This is a genomic window from Photorhabdus sp. RM322S (genome assembly GCF_042879395.1).
In the GTDB taxonomy this organism is placed as follows: Bacteria; Pseudomonadota; Gammaproteobacteria; order Enterobacterales; family Enterobacteriaceae; genus Photorhabdus; species Photorhabdus khanii.
This window is the reverse complement of sequence record NZ_JBHFKW010000017.1, coordinates 1-26,255: the sequence shown is the minus strand read 5'-3', so window position 1 is coordinate 26,255 and position 26,255 is coordinate 1. Positions and strand designations below refer to the sequence as shown.

Here is a 26,255-nt window from a genome sequence, read left to right as displayed (position 1 = left end):
ATCCAAGCATAAAAAATACATAAAGTAAATAGGCTTATTGCATTAAGAGAACAAAACTATATATTTTGTGACTTATGTAGATAAAATCTATTCTGCCCCGCTTAATTGATGGTATGGGTATAATATCAACCATTGAAATAATAAATCAGCGTTTATACATCAGGAAACAAATATAGAGCAGCGGTGATAATGATTTAACTGTCCGAATAATATTAATGTCTATGGCTATGTCTTCACTGTCAATATCGGCTATTACAGTGGGGCCTGATTGGATTGCTCAGATATAAACGGATGGGCAATATAATTTATGAAGGCTTACCTTGCTTGTCTGGTAAAAATAATATTGGACATGAAATATAAATAGCAATAAAAAGATCCTTCATTTGAAGGATCTTTTATAAATAAATTAATAACAAATTAATGAGATTTACGGTTAATTATTTCGCCATTAATTGTGCCGTTTTCAGTTTCATTACTATAGGTTTTAACCAAAGGTATTTTACCGGACAGGACACCTTCCTGGACTTCCTTAATAATTCCGCCAACAGAATCAGGTAATACAAGGCTGCCACCTTTACCATTGTCATAGCCGGTGACAGATTGTTGTTCCACATTTTGGGTGTTAAGAATGACATTACCTTGCGTACTGCCAATTTGCCCACCAATCAGATGGGTATCTCCTTTTACATCCAGATTAACGCTCTGATTACCGGAAATTACCGATTGTTCACTGACAGTTTCCCGATCTTTAATATCAACATTACTTTTGAATTTACCTGTAACACCATTAATCCCTTTAATATTATTAAGGCTATTAAACGCGGAGGTTAGTCTTTCTTGTAATCCTTTCTGCTGTGGTTCTTCTGTGGTGTTTTTCGATGGATCATCTTTCGACACATCATCTTTAGAGGTTTCATCTTGAGGTGCATTATCCTTAGTTGCTTCATCTTTGGGAATGTCATCACTTTTGACTTTAGATTCTTTCGTGTAATTAATACCGGCATCAACACCGACATTTAACCCATGTTCAGTATCTTTCCGGCTTTCAGCACGCAAGTCACCGCCAATACTGCCTTTTACCTGATCAGCCTCTATTCGTGCTCCGCTTACTGTTGTGTCACCTCCACTGCTGATGACGACATTTTCGCCTTTGATATGACTATTATGTTGGGTTGTTGCTTGCAGGCGATCAACACCCACTTTGACTTCCCCGCCAAAGTTATGTTTTGTGGTAGTGGTTGTACTGTCATCCTCAGCTTTTTTAACCGAGCTTGCATTACCGCCACTGCCTTTCAGGTTCAATTCCCAACCATCGTTATTAATCCGATCCTGAGCAGAGACCAGTTCGATATTTCCTTGTTTGGCATTCAGATCGAGCTGCTTACCTGTCACTTCAGCGCCTTTCAGCATCAGGTTATTGCCCGCACTCAGATTGACACCTTGCTTACCGCCAATCTTACTTACCTGAGCTGTGGTGCTGTTTTTGCTATCCGTGTTGTAACCGCCGCCAAGACCGATATGGATATTCTTGCCTTCTGGGGTGGTTCCTCCTTTAGCTGATACTTCACCGTTATAACCGGTCGCTGTTTTCGTCGTGCTGTTAGTGGCGTTATCAAAACGGATATTACCTTTAGCCTCTACGCTGGTTTTGCCGGCACCGGCATTCAGGGATGTACCCTGATATTCGGCATCTCTCTCGACATGGATATTAATGTCATCTGTTGCGGTAATTTGGCTGGTGACGGCTTCGGTTGTGGAAGTTTGGTTGCTTTGTGTGCCGCCTTTGCCTTTACCGTTAGCAGAAATATCTTCACCGGTGGTGGTATAGACACGCAGGTCAGCATTGCCGCTGGTTTCACTGTGGCTGTTTTCGCGGTGATTCTGTGCTGCTTCACTGGTATGGCTGCCGGCTTCTAATGTGACATTCCCCTTGCTGGCGTGATATTCAGTGCCTTGATCATACAGTTCGCTATTGGTTTTAATAACCACATTGCTGGCCTTGACAGATGTCACAACAGCGTCGGACTTTTTGCTTGCTGTCTGGATGCTACTGCCGTTGGCTGCAATATCCGCTCCCAGATTGGGTGTACCTTTCTTGGCGAATGTGCCATCCAGAGCTGATTTTACGGGCTCTTTCACTGCTTTCTCAACCGGACGGGTGACAGCGCTATAATCTATATTGACGCCAATATCCGTACCAACCTGTAGTTTACTGTTGGAATTTGATTCAGTATTGGATACCGCCAGATTGCTGACTTTGCCTGCCTCAGCAGTATAAGTGCCATTGACTTTATGGCTTGCACCTTCCTGAACTAATTCCCCGTTGGCTTTAATGTTCAAATCACCCGCGATCTTCGAACCGGACACAACGGCGGTGGTGCGGGTATGATTGTTGTTATTACCTTCATAGCCACCATGAATACCGGAACCCACTTTATCGATTCCTCCGGTAAGATAGACACCAACGTGCTCTTTACTCTGAGATTTCTCTTCAGATTTTTTGTTATTCGCGGCTAACAGATGAACATTTGCGCCGGTGATTTTAGCATCACCTTTGGTTGTCATCAGATTGGAACCACTGAGGGTGACGTCTTTATCAGTATCAATAGTGATACTCCCTCCACTCAACGTAGAAGCTTGCTGTGTTGTCGTCTGATTTTTCTGACCGTTGCTGGTATGTTCAATACCCACGCCGGCGCGATACTGCTTATCTCCCTTTTGCTGGAATTGACTTTGCAGATCCAGAGAAGTGTTTTGCTTATCAACCTGTTTCTGTTCGCCATAAGAGAGTACCTTGATATGACCGGATGTATTCAGGCTAAGGGCACCGGCACTTTGCACCAGGCTGCCAACCACATTCAGATCTTCATCGCCGAGTAATTTGAGATCAGCCTCAGAAACTAACTCACTGCCATGAGATTTCTGTTGATTGCTGTTGGTTCTTTGTGAACCGTTGGTAATGTTGAATACCGTACCCGTTCGCTCATCAATTTTCTGATTGAGATGACTGACTGCATTATCGATAGTTAACTTGCCACTATTAGCATGTACAAAAGCACCGTGAGCCGCTTTGACTTTGCTGCCGGTAATGGATATTCCCTCCTGACCTGACAGCAATAAACGCCCATTGGCGGTCAGTTCCGACGCATGGCTGGTTTCTTTCAACTCGCTGTTGTCTTTATTATCGCCGCCGCCGATACCGCCCCAATATTGCTTATCATCACGTACAGCACGGCTGTCAGCAATTTTCTGAACATTGATTTGCAGTTGTTTACCGGCTGCCACTGTTAGTTTCTGACCTGAGTGAACCTTTGTTCCAAGCAGTTCGGCCTGAGCTCCGGCCTTAATATCAAGATCACCACCTGCGTGCAATTCACTGGCAATCAGGCGTTGAGTCTGTTTATTCTCTTCCCAACTTCCCGTTTGCAACTTAGCCGTGTGATTTTTCTTGTAACCTTTTTCTGATGTTTTTTCTGTTTCAGTCAGACCCGCAATCTGCACATCTTTTTTCGCTGTAATAGCCAGTTTATTTTTGGCATTTATTTGGCTGCCAAAGACCTTAACGTCACCTGCAATGGCATGTAAATTAACGTTCTGCCGGGCTTCTATCGTATTCCTTGCCTGATGTTGTTTTTCACTCTCCTGAGTAACCTCATGCCGCCAAGAATAACCCCGTTGGTTATCAACATTTTTAGTGGATTGAATTAATCGCTGTCCATCTAAAGTTAAATTAGCGCCACTCAGATTAACATTGTCACCCACGATATCCGTGGCCGTCATCTGATTATTGTTTTTAGCAACCAATGAAATATTTTTACCTTCCAGTTTAGTGCGGGCCAGTGACTGGCTGCTTTTACTGTCATTGGTATAAGAACTGCGGAAATAGCTTTGGTAATTATTACTACCGTCACGGCTATATTTTGATTCGCTGACTTTGCCTTTTACCTGAATATTGTCGCCCAGAAGCTCAACATCACCACCTTGCAGATGTGCGGCTTCTAAATTAAGGTTGCCGTGAGAATCAACAATAATCTTGTCACTCCCGGTAAGAGAACCTTGCAGATTTACCCCGCTGCCTTTGGCGGTATTCAGCAAATGGATGCGCCCGGCTTGCATACTGCCAAGATAATAACTATCCAGCACCCCGGTTAATTTTTGCTGAGAATCGAGCACTTCTCCCGTGGCGGAGATTTTATTTTCACCGCTGAGAGCATTAATCTCTTTTTGAGCGGTGACGGTTCCCCGGCTATCAATTTTAGGCGCAATAAGATCAAGAACCGCGTTAGCGATTAAGCCATCTGATTTAATTTTCAGACTATTTTGATTATCAAAAGTGCTGAAACCTTGCAAATTACCCTGTTCTACTAATGGATTACCAACGACCAGAGCAGCGCGGTTAGTATTGATAAAACCACATCCATTACAGGTGATGCCATTGGGGTTTGCCAGCACATAATCTGCTGCGATACCAAACACCTCTTGTTGACCTAATAATAGGGAAGGGTTCCTGCTGATAACCTCATTGAGGATCAGGTTGGCGGCTTGACCATTTAAATTGGGGTTAGCGGTGAGCTGGCCTGCTAATTGTGATTTCCCATCCTCCAGAGCGTTATTCAGGACGGCACCCAACTGGCCGACGTTATAATCCAGATATTGGTTATGTGACAACCCGGAAGAGGAGGGCGTCACGATATTCACCACAGTTGCTTTACCTTCGATAGCTAAAATATCGGGATGATGTGCCGGATCGCCACCACCAACGATGTTGTTGGCAAAGCTGGTAGAGCAGGAAACAAGAATGATTGCCATAGAAGCGGCAAGCTTGCCGGTAGGAGATAACCTGAATTTTTTATTTTTCATACATGAGTCTCTATATATTTAGTTATATTACTGTGTACAACGTTGGGCACTGCTAAAAACCATCAAAAGGTGTAAGAAAAACGGGTTAGAACCTGCACGGGTTCAACAGATGAATTACGGCTGGAAAGCAATTTTCCACGGCTGGCTTCGATATCAAATACCATGTGCTGATATCTCAGCGTGGCGCCAGAACTGAATCCTGCACTGCTTTGCCAGCCTTGAGGGCTGCGATAGCCTTGAACCTGACCGGCATCAATACCGATATGTACAGATAACGTACTGCTGGCAATTGGGAAGTTGCGGGACAACGTATTTTGCAGATACCAGCCGTTATCCCCGGATAGTGTATTTTTGCTGAATCCCCGGACCGCGTTGCGATCAGTAATATTCAGCCATTCAACGCCGGGCAGGCTGTGCCGGTTGTATTGCCCAAAAAGCAGGTTATTGAGTTGGTAAGATGAATTGAACAGCATAAAACGCTGATGTAGGTTGACCATCAACTTACCTTTGGTGAATTGCTTATCGAGATAAGTTGTGGCGGTTTGAGCACCAAACCAAGGCAAACCCTGTTCAACACTCAGATTCAGGGTGATTAATCCGGTTGGAATAATGTGTAAATGATTGACACCGAGTTCAAACACACTCAGCGTCTGGCTGCTGATACCTATCTTGGCATCATTGATATAGTTATTGTAATTCTTATAAATAAGCTGCCCGCTGATCGTATTAATCTGAGACTGATTGCGATAGAAGGCAAAATCGGAACGCATGCCGATTTGCTGAGTATCACCATAAATCTTTATGGTTCTCATTTGTAAATGTGGGCGGCTGACATATTGGGAATAACTACCAAACCCACTGAATGTTGCTGCGCCGTAGGGCACTGAATAGAGAAGGGTAGCTGCGCGGTTGTAGCGATGGGATGGGCTATCCAACGTGCTGCTGGCATTCACGCTGATAAAGTCAGATAAACCAAACGGGCTATCGAAGCTTGCATTGGTGCGAGTTAGCCATTTTCCAGTACTTTTCTGCCCATAATTATCGGTGATGATATTCAGCAACCAGGGTTTACTGTGCTGATTATGCAGTTTAACGACTGAGCCACCATTAACTGTCCCCGGTAAAATATCCAGAGTGGTTTTATTGGACTGTAACCGGTTAGCCTGATCTAAACCCTGATCAAGTTGCGTGATATTAAGAGGCTGTTTTTCCAGACCGGGGAATAACATCCTGCTGTTAACCCAACGATCGCCCCCTTCGATTTTCTCAATAAATCCTTCAATAACATTTAGCCCTAACTCTCCGTCGGCATCGGGAGCAATAAACTGAATACGGGCGGTAACATAGCCTTTACTGATATACAACTTAGTCAGCTCATGGCTGAGTCGGTTGATATCATGACTACTGATACACTCCGGGGATAAAGCACTGAGAGTATTTAACTCCCGAACAGAAAGAAGCGAGATCCCTTTCAGATAAACACCTGTTAACGGCAGACATTGCCTGGATTCTGGCAGTACAGGCGCAGGCGTTGACTCAGGGACTGTATTAGCCTGCTGTTTTAATTGCTGATATCGGCGTTGTTCTATCAGTTGGTTAATTTCCCGGGAACTATCTTGCAACGTTCTCCTGGCCTCAGTCATCGGCAGATTATCATTTAATTCTGCTGGTGAAGCGGTTATTTGAAAGGAAATAGCACACAATATTAAAATAGATATTCTTTTTATCATACATTCACCGATAAGGATGATATTTTATTCCATAAAACATAAATATAGGGTGATAGCCTGATAGTAATGACATACATATTGGCTAATTTATTCGTTATTAAAGCACACTCCGGGTTATATCTTGCTCTGATTAATGGATGACGTTTCTTTTATATCTCGATTTTCTATCAGAAATTTTAATTAGTCGGTTATTAGGATAATAATTAGTTAATAAGAACACTTATTTTACGGCTTATTAATGAATTAACTTAAGTGGAATAAGTAACGGGTGGTGTTTTTTTAATAATAGATAAGGCTGTGCTAGGAAGATTTTTAAAGAAATTAAAGCTTAATCTAAGTAAGTAATAATAAGCTAAATTTTAATTCACTGTTATTTAGCTTGATAGACGATAATGTCAGATGTAATAGTTCCTGTAAGTTATTTTAGCTAAAGAAATAGATAATAGAAAGAATATCCTCTGAATTGATGACAGAATAATTGTCGGAGGATTGCTGAATTTATGGAGGGGAATAAAATTTACTTATGTGATGAAAGTTTTTCTAGGATAGTAATATTATTTTACTATTATATAATTTGCTATTTTATAAAAGGATTAAGTGAATCTTAGAAAATGAGGGATAAAAGTACTAGAAAATTACTTTGATAATTTTCCAGTACAGAGTTATTACATCTATACCCGTCATCTTTCAAGTTGCCTCTTTGTTGGCTGCACTCACTCACCCCGGTCACATAGTTCGCTATGCTCCCGGGGATTCGCTCCCTTGCCGTCGCGATGCATCTTGAAATCCATAGGGTATAAGTATTTATTCATTAGTTAGTAGCATGAATAATATTTAAATTAATTATGGATATTAATTACTGCATCATCTGATATATACGTACAATAACCAAGCAATCCTTCATCCGGCTCTCCAAGACCCTCCCATCTATTGTAGATGGATATATACCATGTGTATTCAACTTCACCTGAAGCAACCAGTGTAGCTTCATGGTAGGAATTTTGGATCTCGCTGGATTCAATAGGATATATTTCGTTGTCTATTGATGATGAGTTTTTACTGGGAGCAGCAACATCAGATATTTCTGGTTTGAACGATGGTGTGGAAATGAAACTTTGGTTTTTTGTGTGCATTTGATATAAAAATACTTGATAATCAAATTGGGCTGTTAGACTAGTAGTCCTCCATCTAACTATATCACCTACCCTACCTTTGATTTGAAGTTTTTCTGAGGCATTATAACTCGGTGAGTATGTTTGGTGTTGAGTGGTAATATAATAAAAATATTTACCATCAATTTTAGTTGGATTTTCTGGATCTTTGCTCAAATTCTTGTGGTCAGATAAGATAGATTCTACATCAATGGCAACAAGAATATCAACAGTACTTTGGCTCATAATTTTTTCTCCATTGTTTGATATTTTTATATATTATGACTTTTTAACGATAATGAAAGGATCATGCCAAATATATCCAGCTAAATTTGAACCTTTATATATAGACATATGCCAAATATAATTTTGAGTTGTATCAAATTGTTCTGAAGTTGCTCTGAAAGCATCTGACTGATGGTAATAGCTTGTTACACTATGCCCATCATAAGTATTTTCATCAGTCATATAAGGAACTTTAATTTCACCATAATGAAGTTCTGGATAGGTTATATGTGCACTTGAATTCTTTGGATCCCCTACTTCTCCACCGTCCATCTTGTATAAAAGTACTGAATATTTCATTTGTTGAGTTAGAGATATTGGTCTCCATCTGATAGTATCATCGACATTGACTGTTAGTTTCATTTCTCCAGTAGCATTATCTTCTGGAGCATAAAGATATGTATCGTCAATTTTACTTCTAACTATATAGTATACGTATTTATTATCTATCTGAATACCTTGATTAGGGTCTTGGCTCAGAAGACAGTTGTTAACGATAGATTCTGCATCTACACAAACAAGAATATCTACAATATTACTCATTTCTATACTCCTTCACTAAAAGCGCTAGATTGTTAGTTTCAGGTCGTTCAATAACTATTTATATAATTAATCATTAGTGCTGAAGAAGCTACTAGTATAATTAATAGTTTATAAAAGAAAACTGCTTATATATTTACCAATGTCTTTTTGAAATATAATTGAGTCTTGCTTTTAACTATATTCAATCACAGTATTCAGGCATTGGATTTGTTAACTGTGACATCAAGTGGTAGACCTTTTATGCTTTGTAGGGACTCCTTGTTTGATGGACCATGAGAATAATAACCGATAAGCTTCGATCTATTATAAATGGCTAGATATAATGTACAGTAGGAAAAGCCGGAGTTGAGTAAAATCCATTCCTGATAGGAAATATGCTCCTTTTGATAGGTAATAGAGGGGATTCCTCTATTTTCTTGTGGGATTGGAATGTTAGGGGAATTTTTAATAATATTTTCAGACAAATAAATATTATTATCACCGGTTATTTCTTTCATATCATATAAAAATACTTGGTATTCAGATTGGGCAGATAAACTCAAAGCTCGCCATATAACTTTGTCATGTATGTTTCCTGTAATTTTAAGTTTATCTATATTTTTGTTATATTGGCCGTTATTGTTATATATTTGTTGTTGGCTGGTAATATAATAAAGATATCTACCATCACTTATGGTTGGTTCTTTGTAGTCTTGGCTAAAACTTAATCCCGATGTTTGGATATCTTGTATGATAAGTTCTACATCAACAGCGATAAGAACATCAATGATGTTAATGGATTGGTCACTATTATCTTTAAGAGCTATAAAGTTTTCTGCATTATATATATTCTTCATAATGTTATCCTAATAATTACATAGGGAGTATTATTTTACCTATTTCTAACGGAGTATGTTGAACATATCCCTTTAATTCTTTTTGTTGATATATGGCTATTATCCAAGAACATTTTCCACCGCCTGATCTTATAGCTATTGATTGAAAATAATATCTCTTTATTAGTTCTTGTTCTATATCTAATCTATCACTGTTGTTTGAAATATAACCAGAATTAATTTCACTTTGATATAATTTTGGAATTGTTATAGTTTCATTAATAATTGTTCCTGTCATCTCATATAAAATCGTTGTATATTCAAATTGTTGTGTTAAAGATACGCTTCTCCATCTAATATTATCACCAACATAAGCTTTTATTTCCATTTTCCCTGTAGCATTATTTCCGGGAATGTAAAGATTGCCTATGCTAACTATATAGTAAAATAATTCATCGTTTATTAGAGTGGGATTTTCAGGATCTTGGCTTAAAGAAGGGTATTTTTCAATAATAGATCTGACATCTACACAGATAAGAATATCTACAATATCACTCATTTCTATGCTCCTTCATTGAATTAAGATTCTTGGAGGGTTAGTTATCACTCTGTAATAATTGACCATTAAGGTTGAAATAACAACTGATATAAATCATAGTTTATATAAGGAAATTATTCACATATTTATCACAGACTATCTTAGATATAGTCTGCTCACCCAGGGTGAGAGCATGAGTGTGCATTTATTGCTCGCATTGGTTAAGCTTTGAACATTCAAGGCCCATTAATGACTAATGAAGTTCATTAATTAATTAATTTCAGTGCGTTAATTGATCATTTTGTGGTTGGTAAATGTTCGTGATCTTACCCTGGTCTGCTTCCTTGTTAACTTATTATTTTAAAATTAAAAATAATTTATTTTTGATATAATGCACTAAGGTGAATGCTTATGTTTTTTAAAATAGCTCAATATGCTTTCTAGAGTGTTATTATGTTTGTATATATTCTATATGGCTTGATTATGGAAAACTCAATCACATTGATATAGTTTTTCCAATTAATGGATAAAACATTGCTGGCTACCAAATTTTTTTCTTCTTTATCACAATAAATAAAAATTTTATTTATCAAATAGGAGTTCTGCTACTATAATAAATATTAGTGTTCTCTATCAATATTCTGAGTCTTTAAGAGGGAATTGAATGAATATTTATCGACCGTATATCTCATCCTATAAATTTCATGAATTAGATGTAGATGCTCACTTTGTAACTGAAATTTGTGAACTTATTGACAAAATTTCAGGATTTAGTTTATTTTCGCTGGTCTTAAAGACCCGTTTCCCGATATCTAGCCGTGAAGTGTATTTTTTTGATAATTATCACGAATCTTGGAGAACTCTTTATATGGAAAAAAGATATTGGATGATTGATCCTGTTCTACATTTCCGACCTGTGCCCCCTTCTTTTTCAAGAGTATGGAACTTGAATTTTTTCTCAGAATCTAATGGGCAAGAGCTGTGGTATATGATACAGAAGCATGGGTTTCGATCTGGGATTACATTTGGGCTTTCGGCATTATCGGGAACGTACGGAATATTCTCTGTTTCGGGGAAAGATGGGCCGATTGATAACGATACAATGTATAAGTGTAGTGGGGAGATTCTAAAAATATATATTAGGATAATAAGATATTTAACATCACATACAAAGTATTTGCAGACGTTCTATATAGATGAAACTTCATTTTCGAATAGAGAATTAGAAGTGCTACGGTATACCGCAGATGGCATGATTTCAAGTGAGATTGCTTCAACGATTTGCGTAACTAAAAGTACCGTTGATTTTCATCTAATGAATATCGTTAAGAAGCTTGGTTGTAGGAATAAATTCCAGGCAATCGCTAAAGCAGCATTACTTGGTTATATAGAATAGTATCAATTAGAAATTTTCAGGTTATTATATCTTTTACTTTATAAAACAATCTATATATTATTACTACAATCATATCGATGGTGGTTATAGATAACGACTTGAATGGATTAAAGAGTGAGTTTGAACAAATATTTGACGATTTCACTATTGTTGGTTTTATTGTCACAATTGTGAATAGGGATCAGGAGTGATTTTATCTGACAAAATTGAAATAATATTTGTTTAAAACTGGAAAACACATTCAATCAAACACTCTTCTCTTTGGGCAGAATTGTAATATTACAGTTCTGCTTGTTCTTTGCTTAATTTTCGATATAGATTCAAGATCCAATAAAGGGCAAACGTCAAATGCTGTTCTGAAATGCTTATCGGAAGCGAGCAACTTCGTCAAATGATATATAGACAACACTCGTCTGGAGTCATTATGTCCGCACAGAAAAAACAGAAAATTATGTTCATGAAAAACTCGATATGATAAAATTCCCAACGAATTATTTAAATAAATACGGACCTATTTGCTCGTAGAATAATGATGTTGCACTTACTATGCGAAACCAAGTTCCATTATTATATAAGTTGGTGTTAGTTAGAGATATTTAGGTAAAATTAATAAAGTAGAAAATAAAAATACTGGAAAACTATTTTAATAATTTTCCAGTAGGAAATGACAGTATACAAATGTTTAGCTATTAGTTACTTTTCACTTCAATATATGGATCGTATCGATAATAACCCAGGAGCTTTGTACCGTCATAAGCGGCAAAAAACCATGTATATCGTTCCACACCGGTTTTATAGGCTGTTGCTTGAAAATAACTATCTTGAGATTCAACAAAAATTGGTTTAGGTTCATCCTCATCTGCGTTTACCCCTGACGGGATCATTGGGATTTTTTTACCTTTAGGGTTATGTGACCATATTTGTGATGGAATAGAGATAATATCCTCTTCTGGGTTAAGCTTTTTGAATTTATACAATATAATAGTATAGTCGAAATTATTAGATACAGTTGTAGCTCTCCATCTTATGTTGGCATTAATAGGAACAATGACACGGGCACCAGATGAACTACTAACTACCAGTCCATACTCTGGAGTATAACTTGCTATATAGACATACTGCTTGATTGTTGTTGGGTTTTTAGGATCCAGAGAGCTTTTAATCTGACTATCATTAATATATTCAACAATTGAATCAACATCGATAACAAAAGTAACATCAGCGGTAACAGAGCTCCTGGCTTCAATAGTATGATCTTTATCTTGAATGATCTCACTCATTATAACACCTCTTTACATACGTAAATTATCTGTTGGAAATTGTAAGATTATTTTGATTGCTAGTTATTATTTTAATAATTTTCTTTTTTTTTAATAATTAACTATTAAGGCCGAAACATCCACTGGTATAAATCATAGTTTATACGGGAGAATTACTGGTATATTTATCAGGGATTGTGTTATATAGTTAAATTTTTAAGTTAACTTTTTGTTATAAAAACAAAAGATAATCTTTAGATTAATATGTTGGGTAATTATTTAAATAGTTTCATATGAATATATTATACTTATATATGTTTTTTTGCCAGATTATTAAAATTTCAATTATATTGATATGGTTTATCTTGTTTACGGGTAGTACAAGTACATTGTGACTTATCAGATACTTTGTTTCTGCATAACAGTAAGTGATTATTTTCCATTGAGTAAAAGTTTTGCTACTATAATAAATACAGGGATTCACTATCAATATTCTTAATTTTTAAGAGGACATTGAATGAATATTTATCGGTCATATACCTTACCCTATAAATTTCACGAATTAGACGTAGATGCTCATTTTGTGGCTGAAATTTGTGAAATTATTAATAAAATTTCGGGATTTAGTTTGTTCTCTCTTATATTAAAGTCACGCTTTCCTATATCTAACCGTGAAGTGTATTTATTTAATAACTATAATGAATCTTGGAGAACCATTTATATAGAAAAGAAGTATTGGATGATTGATCCCGTTCTAAATTTCCGACCTGTTCCACCTTCTTTTGCAAAAGTATGGGACTTAGATTTTTTTTCAGAATCTAATGGGCAAAAACTCTGGTATGTAAGTCAGAAACATGGGTTTCGCTCTGGGATCACCTTTGGGATTCCTGCATTTTCAGGAACTTACGGAATATTTTCTGTTGCGGGGAAAGATGGGCATATTGATAACGAAACAATGTATAAATGCAGTGGAGAAATTTTAGGAGTATATATTAGGATAATAAGGTATTTGACATCAAACGCAAAATATTTGCAATCGCTCTATATAGATAAAACTTCATTTTCAAAGAGAGAATTAGAAATACTAAGATATACCGCAGATGGGATGATATCAAGTGAAATTGCAGCAACCATTTGTGTAACTAAAGGTACAGTTGATTTTCACCTAATGAATATTGTTAAGAAGCTTGGCTGTAGAAACAAATTTCAGGCGATAGCTAAAGCTATATTACTTGGTTATATATAATTAATATCAATTTGAAATTATCAGATGTTTATATTTTTTACTTCATAAATCAATTTGAAATATTAATATTATTACGCAAATGAATTGATAGGAGAATTTTAACAGAAAATGACTTTTTACCTCCGTATCTTTATTAGTACTATTGTAAATAGGAGTTGGAAAGATTTTCCCTGACGAGATAAAAATGATATTTATTAAAAATATAAAAACATTTTCAGCTAAATGTACTTCTCCCTGGGCGGAATTGTAATATTACGATTCCGCCTGTTCTCTGCTTAATATATGTATGATGGGGTTGTTAATGACAGTTCAAGTCGTTGTAATGCGCCTGTTAAGCCAACAAACGGTAAATGTCAGACTTTATTCTGTAATTTTTATTGATGATGGGTAATTTTACCCAATGATCCGTGGTGCTATTTATTAAACAATATTTAGCAATACCCGTTAAAGTCATTATGTTGGGGATGAGGACTTCCCTCAGCAGTCATGATGTTATTATGCTTCACAAACTGTTATCGGGCCGCAAGTTCAGTCGGTAAAAGATGAGCTTGATGCATTAATTTAAAGGAAAAAAATAATGTTTGACTTTGATACCCCTATTGATCGCCGCGGTACTTGGTGTATTCAATGGGACTATGTTGGAGATCTTTTTGGTGCTGACGATCTTCTCCCTTTTACTATCGCTGATATGGATTTTGCCACCGCGCCCTGTGTTATTCAGGCATTACAGAAACGTGTGGATCATGGCATATTAGGTTATAGCAGCTGGCAGCATGAAGAATTTCTTGGTGCTATACGTCATTGGTATCAGCAACAATTTAATTGTGAAATCAATACAAATTGGATGGTTTATGGCCCTTCTGTGATGTACATGGTTTCGCAGTTAATCCGAATTTGGTCTGAACCCGGTGAAGGTATTGTTGTCCATACTCCTGCTTACAATAAATTTTATAAAATTATTCAAGAGAACCAGCGGCAACTGCTTTCTTGCCCGTTTGAGAAACAAGGCAATGATTGGGTGTGTGATATGGATCAACTTGAAGCCTTGCTCGCTCAACCGGAAACAAAAATATTATTGCTGTGCAGTCCGCATAATCCAACTGGCAAAGTCTGGAGTTATTCTGAACTTAAAACAATGTCTGAATTGTGTAAGCGTTATAATGTCAGTGTCATCAGTGATGAAATTCATATGGATATACTCAGGGGAGAAACGAAACATATTCCCTGGAGTGAAGTTGCTACGACTCGCTGGGCATTAATCACTTCGGCATCTAAGACATTTAATCTTACTGCGCTGACGGGGGCTTATGGTTTTATTTATGATGATCATAGTCGTGCGGCATATTCCCATCAATTAATGCATTGTGATGGATTATCTTCTCCTGCTATTTTCTCGATATCAGCCCATATTGCGGCTTACCGGGAAGGGCAATCCTGGCTTGATGCACTACGCGATTACCTGAGTGGTAACTTGAATTATATTGCTCAGGAACTGAATGCAGCATTTCCACAATTGAACTGGCAGCCGCCACAGGCGACTTATTTGGCCTGGATCGACTTGCGTAATCTGCATATTGACGATGATAAATTGCAGCAGATACTTATCCATGAAGAGAAAGTTGCCATTATGCCGGGTAGAATTTATGGTGAAGCTGGTAATGGTTTCCTGCGTTTTAATGCAGGATGTCCTCGTAGCAAAGTTGAATTGGGTATCCGGAAATTAATCTCAGCATTGGAAAAGCTTTGCTGAGAATGATTAATTCTGGCAAGTAAACTGTTTCTATTATATTTACGGTCAGAGGATAAACAAATAAGGGCTGGGTTCTGTAATTAACGGAACTCAGCTTTACCTTTCATATCAGGAAAATACCAGACTGAGCAGTCAATTATCAACTTTCGGTAATGGCCCCAATTTCACACCTTCTGGATAGTATTTCCAACCATCACGAATACGAATGTTTTCATCCCAAGGCAGTTTATATTCACCGTTTGCCAGATCGCGCACCCAGGTCAAATAATTAGCTCTCTCTCCACCGGGTTTACCAACATAACCTCGACAACCGAGATTAAAAATACTGTTCTCTAACGCCCAGTTTTCACGAGCCTTATCTGCCAGACGCGGGAACAGTTCGGCGGTAACAATTTCCCAAGGGTTACGCTGCCCTTGTTGGATAATATTACCGTCATAATTACAAATTGTACCTTCGCCGAAATAATAAAAAACCTCATCGTAGCCTGCCAGATTAACCGATACGGTATACATTAAGTTCTGCCAGGCATTAGTGCGGTTAGTCCAGATCCACTGGTCGTTGACTTGAGTAGAATAACCGGAAATGCGGATAAAAACGTTACAGCCTTTATAGGCCGCTTCGCGCGCCAGCTCAGGAAACATACCATCATGACAAATACACACTGCCAGTTTTGCACCTTTAGGCCCCTCACAGACCGGCAAGCCCAGATTGCCCGGCATCCAGGGTTCAATTGGCACCCAAGGCTGCAACTTGCGGTAATGCAGCGTAATCTCACCGCTATTATTAATAATGATCGCCGTGTTATAAGGTGGCTGTGATGGATCTTCATTACGCTCCATTAACGAAAACACGCCCCAGATATCGTTGCGAATACAAGCCTGGCGAAAACTATCAACTTCTGGACTGTCCAGTGATAACAACATTTCATCATAGGTCCAGATTTTAGTATTCAGCCCTTGAGCAGAATATTCAGGAAATACAATTAAATCCAGATCAGGATAACCGGCTTTAGTTGAATCTATCGTTTTACAGATTTGCTGCACCTGAACCTGAATATCTTCAGGTCCCTTAATCACAGGAACAGGATATTGAATAGCCGCAATTAATAATGCTTCATCCCACGCACTTACACTCCCGGTACTGCCCATAATAGACCTCTGAATGAATAGTAATGATTAAGATTGAATGGCAAGTTTCATCGTTATACGGGCAAATAGAGTGCGGTTTTATCTTTATCCGCCGTTAAGCGATTTTACTAATGCATAATAGCGCCTCTTTTGATCACCAAAATGCGATCTGCAACATCAAATAAAAAAATTAATTACTTTGTAGTAAAAAATACTTTTACTAACATTAGTATGAGCTTGCCTTGGATGAGTCACTGATGAGAGAGTAAACGGACTAGTTAGTCGAATGGGGACATGTGGAAAGATGGGTTCAAAACATTGAGTATGTATTGATCGGCTTTATCCTAATAATTATATTCATTTTTGCTAATAGAAACTTGTACGAAAAAATAGCCTATCAATAGTTTCTGTATTTTTATTTGAATTTATGATGATAAATTAATTCCTTAATATGATCATATAAAAACAATATAAAATTACAGTGAAAGTAATTACACATGGCAGATTTGACTAATAAAAGTATTAACAAATAAAACTCATAAATAATTTCTGAATAAAAATGTACAAAAAAATGGCCCACTTCATTTCGGTGAGCCATTTTTATTTCTATGACAACTTTTTTACTGATTTATAAAGAGCTAATTGGGAAAATTTTTCCTTCCCAATCGTGGTATCTGTTCACGTTGTTGCTATAACCACTTTTGCCTGATTGTTCAGGCTCTCTATAAAACTATGATTACCGGCTTTCACGGCAGAACTACTCGTTGCCTGGATTAAGGATGTAATCTATAAGTTTCAATGTGGGTATGCGCCACGGTAGATCATAAGAAGGCTGGAAGATCATGCGTATCTTTCAGCCTTACTTTTTTAATTAAAAATACCTTTATTCTCAGCTTTTTCTATGAATAAGTCTTGTAAACTTCCTTGTATTTCTTCGTCTTCATAGGTTAACGTAAAATCACCATCTATATTGGGTGGAAAGTGAGAACCATCAATGGCTCCAAATATAGTTGATGATGTATCAGATATTACTATCTTGAAGAGGTAAAAAATAGCTTTTTTGTCTTGATCATCTAATTTTGATAATGATTTCCTGGCCTTATCATACACATCATCATTATTATCTATCAGACGGGTTAAGCTATTATGATAACGGGGTAAGTTGTCATAAAATAATTAAATAAAAATCCATTCTATTATTTTGTCATTATTTTTCATATGGTTGTCTTTTAAGTGCATTTAAATATGACTTCTGGATACATATTTTTATTCATATTAATAAGCTCTTTAAGATTAATATTATTACCCCATTCAGTGCTATCGCCTGCTATTTTATAGGTAGAGTCGTTAGAATTAAACGGGCTGTAGGAGCGAATCTTATTTAATAGATCTGGCTACCATGTCATCAGTCATATCGCGGATTGGCCTGCAAACCGGGTGCATAAACTGCTGCCTTGGAAGGTCGATCTCACTTCTTAGCCACCGCTAATACGGTCTGAATGCACCGCTTACAAATGGAGGGCTGACTCAGCTTTATCATCAGGAGTGTGTAAGGGGCAAAGCTGCTGATGGCCGTCGGGTTATCAGCCTCCCGGTTCCCGGGCCGCTCGCCAGTTCATTTTTACCAATATGCGTAACTGCGTATGGCAGCAAATTGAGGTATTCTCGTTACTCTTGATTATCGTTGTTACTTTGTTTTTGATGCGGTCCTAAGAAACGATCACCATTAAAATGGATCATGTGATCTGGATTGTCAGCAATCCAAGCTTCAGTTTCCCAAGCAATATCCGCTGCATGTTTACGAAATTCTGCTGTATTTGGGAAGGCTGTTACATAAACTCGGCCTATTTTGCAGTTTGCTAAAGTGTTTTCTAGTTCAACCCAGCGTTTTGGTGATATGGGGCCGTGACTGGTCACAGCTTCGATAAGGAATAGCCATTTCCTTTTTTCGTCGTAAACCACAATATCAGGCAGTTTGTCATGTGACATTGGAGGGACGCCTAATGCTACCAATGTTGCTTCTTCCAGTATCATCAATTTGCCACCTTCTTCACGACTGCTAGCTGTGTCACCTATGTAGAGTATTACTCCACCTTCACCAATAAATCTGGGACAAAATTCATGCACAATGTCAGCATGTAGTTGGTTATGCTTACCTGGGGATAGCTTGATTTTCTGTCCGTTGGGCAGTGTTACCGGGATCTTCTGCATGTTTAGGGTACGTCGGTAAAGTTCCTGGAGGTTTTGTAAGTCAGCTTTGTATTCCTCAATCTTTTGTTGCCATTGTCCATTGGGGAACTCGCGCAATACTTCAAGAATGGGCTGGTTCAATGAATAGTTGTTATCCTTGCTGTTGGTTGCTCTGGATAAATCGTCTCGGTTGCGATCTATAATGCGAGCTTGTTCGAATTGATGAAGTGTCTGGCGTCGTATTGTTTCTCTGGAATTGGGCTTATAGTCCTGTCCGTAATGTTCCCGGATAAATTGCATAATATCTACGGTGGGGAGCATGGGGGCTTGTGCATTGCTCCAGTCATCTGTTGGTTTAATATTTGCTAAGGCAAGGAAAACCCATGCTGAGCGGTTGTTATATTGCTGTTTTGGCAACCCAAGTGTTTTGAGTAATATTTGAGCTTGTTGCAGTTTTTCTTCTCTTTTGTCCATGTTTAGATTGCGTTCCTATTATTTTTAAAAAATGCTCTATCAGAGCATCGGTTTGTACTTGTGTAATAGCTTTGTTTGTTTGATAAGCCAGCCCAATTTGTTGGATTATGTCGCGGGTAGGAAGTTTTAATAGCCTGATCTCTGTTGCGTTCACTTGTGTGCTGCCGGATATGCACCGAAAATACTTATCCAGTAAGGTTGAATTAAATAGCAATGCCAATCCGTATGCCTCGGCTTGGCTGAGAGGGCCTTCATTATGACCAATGTAGTTTAAGTGGTTTTCCAGAGCAATCAGATTGCTTTTGATGGTATTTGGGCTGTGTACTCCAGCCACTAATCGACGTTTTTCATTTTTTGAACTAAAACGCTTCAAGATGACATAGGGTTGATTTTTCGAGGTATGCTTTTCATGGCCATCAAGTAACAGGAAGCGGACATCTTTCTTATTCGTGCCCGTCCACTCTGTCTTAAAGGCTTTGATATTGTGCATTCTCAGTAATGGAATGCTGCCAGCTTTGTTATCTGGACTAACGATGTATTCTCTTGTCCGATGTTCTACTACGGGCCCGGTAGAAATAAAATATCCATTATCCTGAAAGCTGGATGCCCAGAGTTCTACGTTTCTCAATATCTGAGCATCTTCTCGTGATTCTGGGATACGGATTATTTCGTGCGTATTAGAACTGTCTATTATTTGCTTTGTTGGATAGGTATTTATTTCTGCCTGGTTAAAGTCAACGTGTCCGTTTGATGCACAAATATCAATAGCTTCGCCTTGCTGGCTTTTTCGGTAGGAACAAATGACGTTTTCTTGAAGAACGTTAAGTTCTTTGAATAATTGATTCCTTGATCGGAAAATATGGATCTTTTCAAGGTTCATGGTACGGTTTAGGTATTGTCGAAAGCCTTTGAAGTACAAGCCATTAGTGAAGCTGCGTGGGACAATGGCTATCATCTGGCCGTTGTCGGCCATGCAGGCCGCTACAATTGCCATAAAAGATGCATAAATGTTCGGATTACCCGGAAATAGGTCTGCCGTGGCTTCTGAATAAGGTGATGTTTTTGAATTATATTTAAAATAAGGCGGATTGATTGAAGAAATATGAAAGGGGTCTTCTGTTCGATCTGGCCTTGCCAGGACAAAGTCTTCATGATGGACATTGAAGGTAAATTTTCCTCCTTGTTCTTTGAAAGCCTTGGCGACTTTATACATGTTCATTTCAAGGTCAGATAAAATATCTTCGTCGATTTCATAAAGAACAGCATGAACCTGATTACTGCCAAGAGCCAAACAGTGCATAGCGGCAGAAACGGTTAGGATACCCGCTCCCGCTCCCGCATCAAGAATACGAATAATGGAAGCTTTTACAGGGGTTAGCAACGATGCCATGTAGTCTGCTACAACACTGCCAGTGAAATATTGCCCAAGCTCTTTACGCATGGTTTTAGGTTTGTTGGTCAAGTAGTCGGCTTGAGTAAGCGCAACAGCTTCTATCATTTGCCAATGTTCCATCAATCATTAAATGCGGTTCATGCTAATTTGAATGCCGATAAATATCAACCACCAAATACGTTTTTATATTACTTATACGATAATGATAATAATAAGGAAACCATGAATATTCTTAAAGTTCCCAGAGAATAATATCATTTTATAAGTTAACTCTCCTGTTTGCATCTATATCTTCTAAGATGAAATATATTTATGAGTGTTACTGGTTTAGTTTATTTTGACCATGAAATGATTTCATTGACTATGATTTTCGTATCTCATGTGACTAATTAGATTGAATGAGTTGCGTTCAGGAAAATGATCTAAAAATATAGAATTATGGATAACTTTACTTAACGAAGGCAGATATTATGACTGTCGGTATTTGAATTTTTTCTCTATGTAAATAAAAAGGGTTATCTCAACAAACGCTGGCTGACGCTACCGGGATACAGGCCACTCAGATTCAGATAAAGAATTCTGTTAATACAGGATATATTCCATGATGTTATAATAAGAAACAGAACTATTATAGGTTTTTATGACCTTATTGAAATATTTAACTTTCGCGTTAATAGAGTTTGCGTTATGTCTGATGGGTTTCGATTAATGTAATGAACCCTTTTTCTGAAAAGTTGCATTTATTGAGTTAAATCCGTTCTTGATATAAAAATTTCAACACTTCGATATCCGCGTTTTTAAATGATTATGACAAGTTAGGTAAATGTAAAATAAATGGAGGATTGGAACACTGATAAATGGATTAAATAGGGAAGGGTAAACCAAAATGGATCCCGCCCTGCGTTTTATAATTGGCAGGATTTAACTTGTGATTAAAAGTCATTTTTTAACTGATGATTTTAATCGGTATAAAATTTTAACCGTCGTTTTTATCACTTTTAACCCCGGCTTTTTGTTAAGTTTAATCATTGTCGGATGACGTTTAATGAACGCTAATCATATTTGAGTATTACCATGAAAGAGATCAGTTAATAACATCGATAGAGATCGCTATTTACCCCACTCATAGAACCTGCTAATAAACTATATTGACTGATCTCCATCAGTCAACGTTGAACACACTTTACGCATTGATTCACCCTTTAATTCGACTTTAATACTCCCGTGAACCAGTCTGTCCAGGATCGCATCAGCGTGTGTGGCATCACCTATCATTTGATACCATTTCTCAATAGGAAGTTGGCTTACCAGCAACACTGAGCCCCGTTGATAGAACTGATCGACTATCTCCAGTAGGTCACTGCGTTGATCTGAGGTCAGTACCTCCAGACCCCAGTCATCCAGGATTAACAACTGACTACAGCTCAGTTTATTTAACAGCCGGGGATAGCTTCCATCACCATGGCATTGTCTGCAAAGCTCCAGCAAGCCCTTTAAACGGTAGTAATACACGACATATCCCTGGCGGCAGTAATGCCGCCCCAGCGCACAGGCAAGATACGTTTTCCCGCTTCCCGTTGCCCCTGTCAGCAGCAGATTCTGGCAGTGTTTTAACCAGTGCCCTTGTGACAAGCTTCTGACCTGCGATTTTTCCAGCCCCCGGCTGGCTCTGTAATCCAACGCTTCCAGTTCTCCCCGAAGCCGGAAGTGCGCCTGCTTGATGAGCCTGTCGGCTTTCTGGTTTTCACGGTGAGTCAGTTCCTCCTCAACAAGCAACAATAGACGTTCTTCGAAGCCCAGTTCGTTATACGAAGAAGGCAACGAAACTTGCTGGCGCAGGGCATCACGAAAACCGGAGAGCCTAAGACAAGTGAGATGTTCATAAAGGGTATTCATCAGGCATTTCCTTTATCAGTGGTAATAATGGCTGCCACGCACATTATCGTGGTCAAGTTCAGCAAGGGGATCCGAGGCCGGTGTTGGCACAATGGCGTGTTTATCCAGTCCTTTTTCGAGAATGGATTTGAGTCCTTTCAGCCGATAAATTCCCGTGGCCTGCGCACGCTGGCAGGCCTTGTCGAGACGGGCATAGCCATAACGTTTGTATAATCCTATCACGCCAAGCACATAACGATATCCTTGCTCCGGATGGGAGCGGGTCTCCAGAATATGGGTCACATAGGCTTTGACGTGCTCTCCTGCCATGGAAGCCCATTCAATCAGGCTTTCTGGCGTCCATTTCCCCTGATGGCGGTGGGCCGCTGGCATATGTTTTTCCTGGGTGCTGTAACCAGAGTGGCGTTGCCGGGGATGGATGGCGACGACCTCGCCATGATGATACAAAGTGACCAATTCGTTGCTGATATGCGCTTCCAGGTGTTCCCGCATCAGCTGATAGGGGACAGAGTAATAATGTCTATCGATATCAATATGATAATCAACATGTACCCGGACTTTTTTCACCTGCGTGTACTGATACGATTGTTGGGGTAAAGGATTTAGCGCAGGTTTATCCAGTTGCTCGAACAATGCCTTGCGGGAGTCTTTGCGTTTTTGCATCGGCTTTTGGTTCAGGTTTTCAAGCAGTTCGGTGATGCGCTGGTTCAGTGCCTGAAGCGTGAAGAACGTCTCATAGCGAAGTTTGCCCATGATCCAACGCTCAACCACCTGAACCGCCGACTCCACTTTTGCTTTGTCTTTGGGTTTGGCCGGTCTGGCCGGTATCACCGCAACCTGATAGTGAGCCAGCATCTGCTGGTAAGTCGGATTGATATCCGGATCATAACGGCAAGCCCGGGAAGTACTGCTCTTCAGATTGTCAGGGACAACCATAACAGGTGTCCCCCCGAGGTAATCAAAGCAGCGAACGTGGCTCATGACCCAGTCTTCCAACGTCTGGCTCCAGGTGGCTTCCGCATAGGTGTAACTGGACGCCCCGAGTGTGGCGACAAAGACCTGGGCCTGACGATATTCGCCAGTGTCAGGGTTGATAACGGGCAGCGTAGGGCCGCAATAATCAATGAATAACTTTTCCCCAGCTTTATGCACCTGACGCATAGAGAGCGATAGGGTTTTTGTCCAGGCTTTATACAGTCGGCAATAGTGGTTATAGCTGTAATGCCCGCCCGGATGGCGTTCGGCATACTCTTCCCACAGGAGTTGCAGGGTGACGGTTTTGGCCGACAGCGCTTTATGCACCTCTGCCCAGTCCGGCAACGTGTACTTCCTGCGCTGGACTTTCGTTTTTAAAAACTCACGCTTGAGCGTGGCGTCATTCCAGTGCGCAGGTAACGGCCACTGGGTGATCCCCAGCTGAGCAGCGCGGTTGGCATAGCGTGAGACGACGGAAGGCGAAATAGCCAGGCTTCGTGCAATCTGCCGGTGAGTAAGTTCAGCACCGTATTTCAGGCGGAGTATCTCTTTCAGTTTTCTCATAGTGATAGTCGGCGTTGGCATAGTCATCCTGGAGGTCAGTTGAAATAGCCTCAGGATAGGTGAAAGACAACCTATGAGCAGGGAGAAAATCCCATTAATGGAGCTCACCCAATAACATTGGAACACAAAAGTGATCTCCATCGATGTTATTAGGTGATCTCGTTGGATGGTATTAGATGATCTTGATGAATGTTATTGGGTGATCTGCTTGGATGAAAATACCCAATATTCACTTTATCTTTACTGGAACGGTTAAATAACCGATAATAAAGTGTTTGAATACCCATCTGTTCGGATAATATCCTTTTACGTACAGGTTTTTTTTCAACTCGCTATTAACGGTTAATGATTTTCGATTAAAGATCATTAACTCGCCTTCTGAAAAATTGCATTTATTGTGTCAAATCCGTCTTGATATAATAGATTTAATACTTCGATATTCGCGCTTTTAAATGATTATAGTGGGTTAGGCAAATATAAAATAAGTGGAGAATAGAATTATTAGTAAGTAAATTAAACAGGGCAGAGTAAAAAAGTGAGATCCTATCCTGCGTTTTATAATGGACAGGATTTAGCCTGTGATTAAAAGTCATTTTTTAACTGATGGTTTTAATTGGTATCAATTTTTAATCGTCGTTTTTATCACTTTTAACCCCGGCTTTTTGTTAAGTTTCATCGTTATCGGATAATATTTTTTACGTTCGGGTTTCTTTTTAACCCTTTATTAACGGTTAAATGATTTTCGATTAAATGCCATTAACTGTCCTTTTATAAAATAAACCACTTTTTTTGTCCTCATATTGTCCACAAAAAGGAAGTACATTTAACCCACATTGAAGCACTGGCCTTGGCTCAACTGGTTAAGAGGCTGTGTTGGTCTGAGATACGCGCCTGTGCCGTGAATGACGAGGAAGCATATCAGATTAAGGATGCGATCTCTAAGCTTCAATCCGCTCTGGCTTACCGTGGGTATGCGCCACGGTAGATATAGATCATCAATAAGGCCGGAAGATCACAAGGATCTTTCCGGCTTATTTTTTACATGCTTTCAAATACTATATTATTAGGTGGGAAATTATCGGGAAATGACCTGCATTTTATTTTCTTGGATAAAACACCTTCTAAAAAAGATGTTAGATCTTCTTGCCTGTATTCGACTTCTGGAGATCTTGAGGCAATAATTGCTATTTTCCATGAATCACTGTTATCTGTTGGTGATATAACCCAAAATATATAATCACCATTATCAGTCACTCCTATTGGAAGTAATCCATCTTTATTAGGATAAAGAGAAAACCGATAATAATCTTTATCATCCTCAATTAAATAATTAAAGTCTTCAATAATCAAATCCTTCTGATTGAAGAAATTTAGATCATCATTTTCACTAAATGGATTAAATATATTAATAAAACTAGCTATTCTTCCTGTTCCATAGCAATTTATGAACTCAATGAAATCATTAGGAAAATGGTAGTTATTATCTATCAATGGCCATTTCCCCTTTTGACCTGCTTCATTCGGAGATACAGGAGGAGGTAATATAGTTTTTAAATTAAATATGCTCATAGTTTACATTCCTGGGGGGTTAAGGACAGTTACATGTGTAAAGAAACCATCTGAACCTTCAGCTTTTATTGTAACTCCAGCCGGAATTCTGGAGGGTCCTTTATAAATAGGAATTGAACTCATCTCAACTATTTCTCCACGTTCTAAAGCTTTTCTTATATCGCCTTCAATCTTACTCATTACAGGAGTATTAACTGGTCTTTGTTGAAGAGTAACCAAATTCCTTACATCATCACCAGATCCACCTAATTGTCGTCCGAGTAAATGACCTCTGGCCCTATTGGAACCTTTTCCAGTAATGAATCCCGGAGGCTGTACGTTTGGATTAGCATGAGTGCCAGTATTAATATGACTTTTATTTAATGTAGCCTGCACACCAGTGGGCCGACCTAAATGATCTAATTCTCCATATTTAATATTTGGACACCCACTTAGCCCCAGAGGGTCAATCCAGTTTGCCGGGTTATGGACATACGCATACGGATTCAGGCCC

18 protein-coding genes are annotated in these 26,255 nt (G+C 38.7%); 3 read left to right on the top strand and 15 right to left on the bottom strand.

Annotated elements, in window-relative coordinates:
• Nucleotides 1-417 precede the first annotated feature (417 nt).
• From ACGF63_RS11830 to ACGF63_RS11805, 6 genes are all read right to left on the bottom strand, one after another.
• On the bottom strand, nt 418-4,860 hold the full coding sequence (locus tag ACGF63_RS11830) for a hemagglutinin repeat-containing protein (RefSeq protein WP_387630957.1): 4,443 nt from the start codon (nt 4,858-4,860) through the stop codon (nt 418-420).
• Nucleotides 4,861-4,922: 62 nt separating this feature from the next.
• Nucleotides 4,923-6,590 (bottom strand): ShlB/FhaC/HecB family hemolysin secretion/activation protein, encoded by a 1,668-nt coding sequence (locus tag ACGF63_RS11825; RefSeq protein ID WP_387630955.1) that lies wholly within the window; start codon nt 6,588-6,590, stop codon nt 4,923-4,925.
• Nucleotides 6,591-7,429: 839 nt separating this feature from the next.
• Entirely contained in the window at nt 7,430-7,987 is a 558-nt protein-coding gene (locus ACGF63_RS11820) for an AidA/PixA family protein (RefSeq protein WP_387630952.1), read from the bottom strand.
• A gap of 33 nt (nt 7,988-8,020) precedes the next feature.
• Nucleotides 8,021-8,569 carry an AidA/PixA family protein gene (locus ACGF63_RS11815; protein ID WP_387630949.1) on the bottom strand — a complete coding sequence of 183 codons (549 nt, stop codon included), beginning with the start codon at nt 8,567-8,569 and terminating at the stop codon, nt 8,021-8,023.
• A 194-nt stretch (nt 8,570-8,763) separates the two neighbouring features.
• Complete coding sequence (locus tag ACGF63_RS11810) at nt 8,764-9,405, bottom strand: AidA/PixA family protein (protein WP_387630946.1); 642 nt, start codon at nt 9,403-9,405, stop codon at nt 8,764-8,766.
• Between the two features lie 16 nt (nt 9,406-9,421).
• Nucleotides 9,422-9,943 carry an AidA/PixA family protein gene (locus tag ACGF63_RS11805; protein ID WP_166290228.1) on the bottom strand — a complete coding sequence of 174 codons (522 nt, stop codon included), beginning with the start codon at nt 9,941-9,943 and terminating at the stop codon, nt 9,422-9,424.
• 643 nt (nt 9,944-10,586) lie between these two features.
• Here ACGF63_RS11805 and ACGF63_RS11800 point away from each other — a divergent pair.
• On the top strand, nt 10,587-11,318 hold the full coding sequence (locus ACGF63_RS11800) for an autoinducer binding domain-containing protein (RefSeq protein WP_387630942.1): 732 nt from the start codon (nt 10,587-10,589) through the stop codon (nt 11,316-11,318).
• A 689-nt stretch (nt 11,319-12,007) separates the two neighbouring features.
• On the opposite strand, the gene ACGF63_RS11795 is transcribed toward ACGF63_RS11800, so the two are convergent.
• A complete protein-coding gene (locus ACGF63_RS11795; RefSeq protein WP_166290224.1) occupies nt 12,008-12,598 on the bottom strand; it encodes an AidA/PixA family protein in 591 nt (196 codons plus the stop codon).
• 496 nt (nt 12,599-13,094) lie between these two features.
• Between ACGF63_RS11795 and ACGF63_RS11790 the strand changes: the two genes are divergently transcribed.
• On the top strand, nt 13,095-13,823 hold the full coding sequence (locus tag ACGF63_RS11790) for a LuxR family transcriptional regulator (protein ID WP_387630939.1): 729 nt from the start codon (nt 13,095-13,097) through the stop codon (nt 13,821-13,823).
• A 577-nt stretch (nt 13,824-14,400) separates the two neighbouring features.
• On the top strand, nt 14,401-15,573 hold the full coding sequence (locus ACGF63_RS11785; protein ID WP_387630936.1) for a MalY/PatB family protein: 1,173 nt from the start codon (nt 14,401-14,403) through the stop codon (nt 15,571-15,573).
• A gap of 132 nt (nt 15,574-15,705) precedes the next feature.
• Here the strand turns inward: ACGF63_RS11785 and ACGF63_RS11780 are convergent, their stop codons facing one another.
• The 8 genes from ACGF63_RS11780 to ACGF63_RS11745 all read right to left on the bottom strand — a co-directional run.
• On the bottom strand, nt 15,706-16,722 hold the full coding sequence (locus ACGF63_RS11780) for a formamidase (RefSeq protein ID WP_132355232.1): 1,017 nt from the start codon (nt 16,720-16,722) through the stop codon (nt 15,706-15,708).
• Between the two features lie 846 nt (nt 16,723-17,568).
• Nucleotides 17,569-17,811, bottom strand: a complete 243-nt coding sequence (locus ACGF63_RS11775) for a hypothetical protein (protein WP_239002484.1) — start codon at nt 17,809-17,811, stop codon at nt 17,569-17,571.
• 558 nt (nt 17,812-18,369) lie between these two features.
• Complete coding sequence (locus tag ACGF63_RS11770; protein WP_152963338.1) at nt 18,370-19,365, bottom strand: BsuBI/PstI family type II restriction endonuclease; 996 nt, start codon at nt 19,363-19,365, stop codon at nt 18,370-18,372.
• On the bottom strand, nt 19,289-20,863 hold the full coding sequence (locus ACGF63_RS11765) for an Eco57I restriction-modification methylase domain-containing protein (RefSeq protein WP_162524193.1): 1,575 nt from the start codon (nt 20,861-20,863) through the stop codon (nt 19,289-19,291). Before ACGF63_RS11765 ends, ACGF63_RS11770 begins: the two co-directional genes overlap by 77 nt.
• A gap of 1,038 nt (nt 20,864-21,901) precedes the next feature.
• Nucleotides 21,902-22,654, bottom strand: coding sequence for an IS21-like element helper ATPase IstB (gene istB / locus ACGF63_RS11760; protein WP_387630930.1), 753 nt, complete (start codon nt 22,652-22,654; stop codon nt 21,902-21,904).
• Nucleotides 22,655-22,669: 15 nt separating this feature from the next.
• On the bottom strand, nt 22,670-24,214 hold the full coding sequence (gene istA, locus ACGF63_RS11755; RefSeq protein ID WP_387630927.1) for an IS21 family transposase: 1,545 nt from the start codon (nt 24,212-24,214) through the stop codon (nt 22,670-22,672).
• Between the two features lie 1,017 nt (nt 24,215-25,231).
• A complete protein-coding gene (locus tag ACGF63_RS11750) occupies nt 25,232-25,762 on the bottom strand; it encodes an SMI1/KNR4 family protein (RefSeq protein WP_387630924.1) in 531 nt (176 codons plus the stop codon).
• A 3-nt stretch (nt 25,763-25,765) separates the two neighbouring features.
• A partial coding sequence (locus tag ACGF63_RS11745) for a DNA/RNA non-specific endonuclease (protein WP_387630922.1) occupies nt 25,766-26,255 on the bottom strand: 490 nt, incomplete at its 5' end.

Coding starts and splice junctions, on each gene's coding strand:
- ACGF63_RS11830 (WP_387630957.1), bottom strand. CDS start 4,860: ATGAAAAATAAAAAATTCAGGTTATCTCCTACCGGCAAGCTTGCCGCT.
- ACGF63_RS11825 (WP_387630955.1), bottom strand. CDS start 6,590: ATGATAAAAAGAATATCTATTTTAATATTGTGTGCTATTTCCTTTCAA.
- ACGF63_RS11820 (WP_387630952.1), bottom strand. CDS start 7,987: ATGAGCCAAAGTACTGTTGATATTCTTGTTGCCATTGATGTAGAATCT.
- ACGF63_RS11815 (WP_387630949.1), bottom strand. CDS start 8,569: ATGAGTAATATTGTAGATATTCTTGTTTGTGTAGATGCAGAATCTATC.
- ACGF63_RS11810 (WP_387630946.1), bottom strand. CDS start 9,405: ATGAAGAATATATATAATGCAGAAAACTTTATAGCTCTTAAAGATAAT.
- ACGF63_RS11805 (WP_166290228.1), bottom strand. CDS start 9,943: ATGAGTGATATTGTAGATATTCTTATCTGTGTAGATGTCAGATCTATT.
- ACGF63_RS11800 (WP_387630942.1), top strand. CDS start 10,587: ATGAATATTTATCGACCGTATATCTCATCCTATAAATTTCATGAATTA.
- ACGF63_RS11795 (WP_166290224.1), bottom strand. CDS start 12,598: ATGAGTGAGATCATTCAAGATAAAGATCATACTATTGAAGCCAGGAGC.
- ACGF63_RS11790 (WP_387630939.1), top strand. CDS start 13,095: ATGAATATTTATCGGTCATATACCTTACCCTATAAATTTCACGAATTA.
- ACGF63_RS11785 (WP_387630936.1), top strand. CDS start 14,401: ATGTTTGACTTTGATACCCCTATTGATCGCCGCGGTACTTGGTGTATT.
- ACGF63_RS11780 (WP_132355232.1), bottom strand. CDS start 16,722: ATGGGCAGTACCGGGAGTGTAAGTGCGTGGGATGAAGCATTATTAATT.
- ACGF63_RS11770 (WP_152963338.1), bottom strand. CDS start 19,365: ATGGACAAAAGAGAAGAAAAACTGCAACAAGCTCAAATATTACTCAAA.
- ACGF63_RS11765 (WP_162524193.1), bottom strand. CDS start 20,863: ATGATAGAAGCTGTTGCGCTTACTCAAGCCGACTACTTGACCAACAAA.
- istB (WP_387630930.1), bottom strand. CDS start 22,654: ATGAATACCCTTTATGAACATCTCACTTGTCTTAGGCTCTCCGGTTTT.
- istA (WP_387630927.1), bottom strand. CDS start 24,214: ATGCCAACGCCGACTATCACTATGAGAAAACTGAAAGAGATACTCCGC.
- ACGF63_RS11750 (WP_387630924.1), bottom strand. CDS start 25,762: ATGAGCATATTTAATTTAAAAACTATATTACCTCCTCCTGTATCTCCG.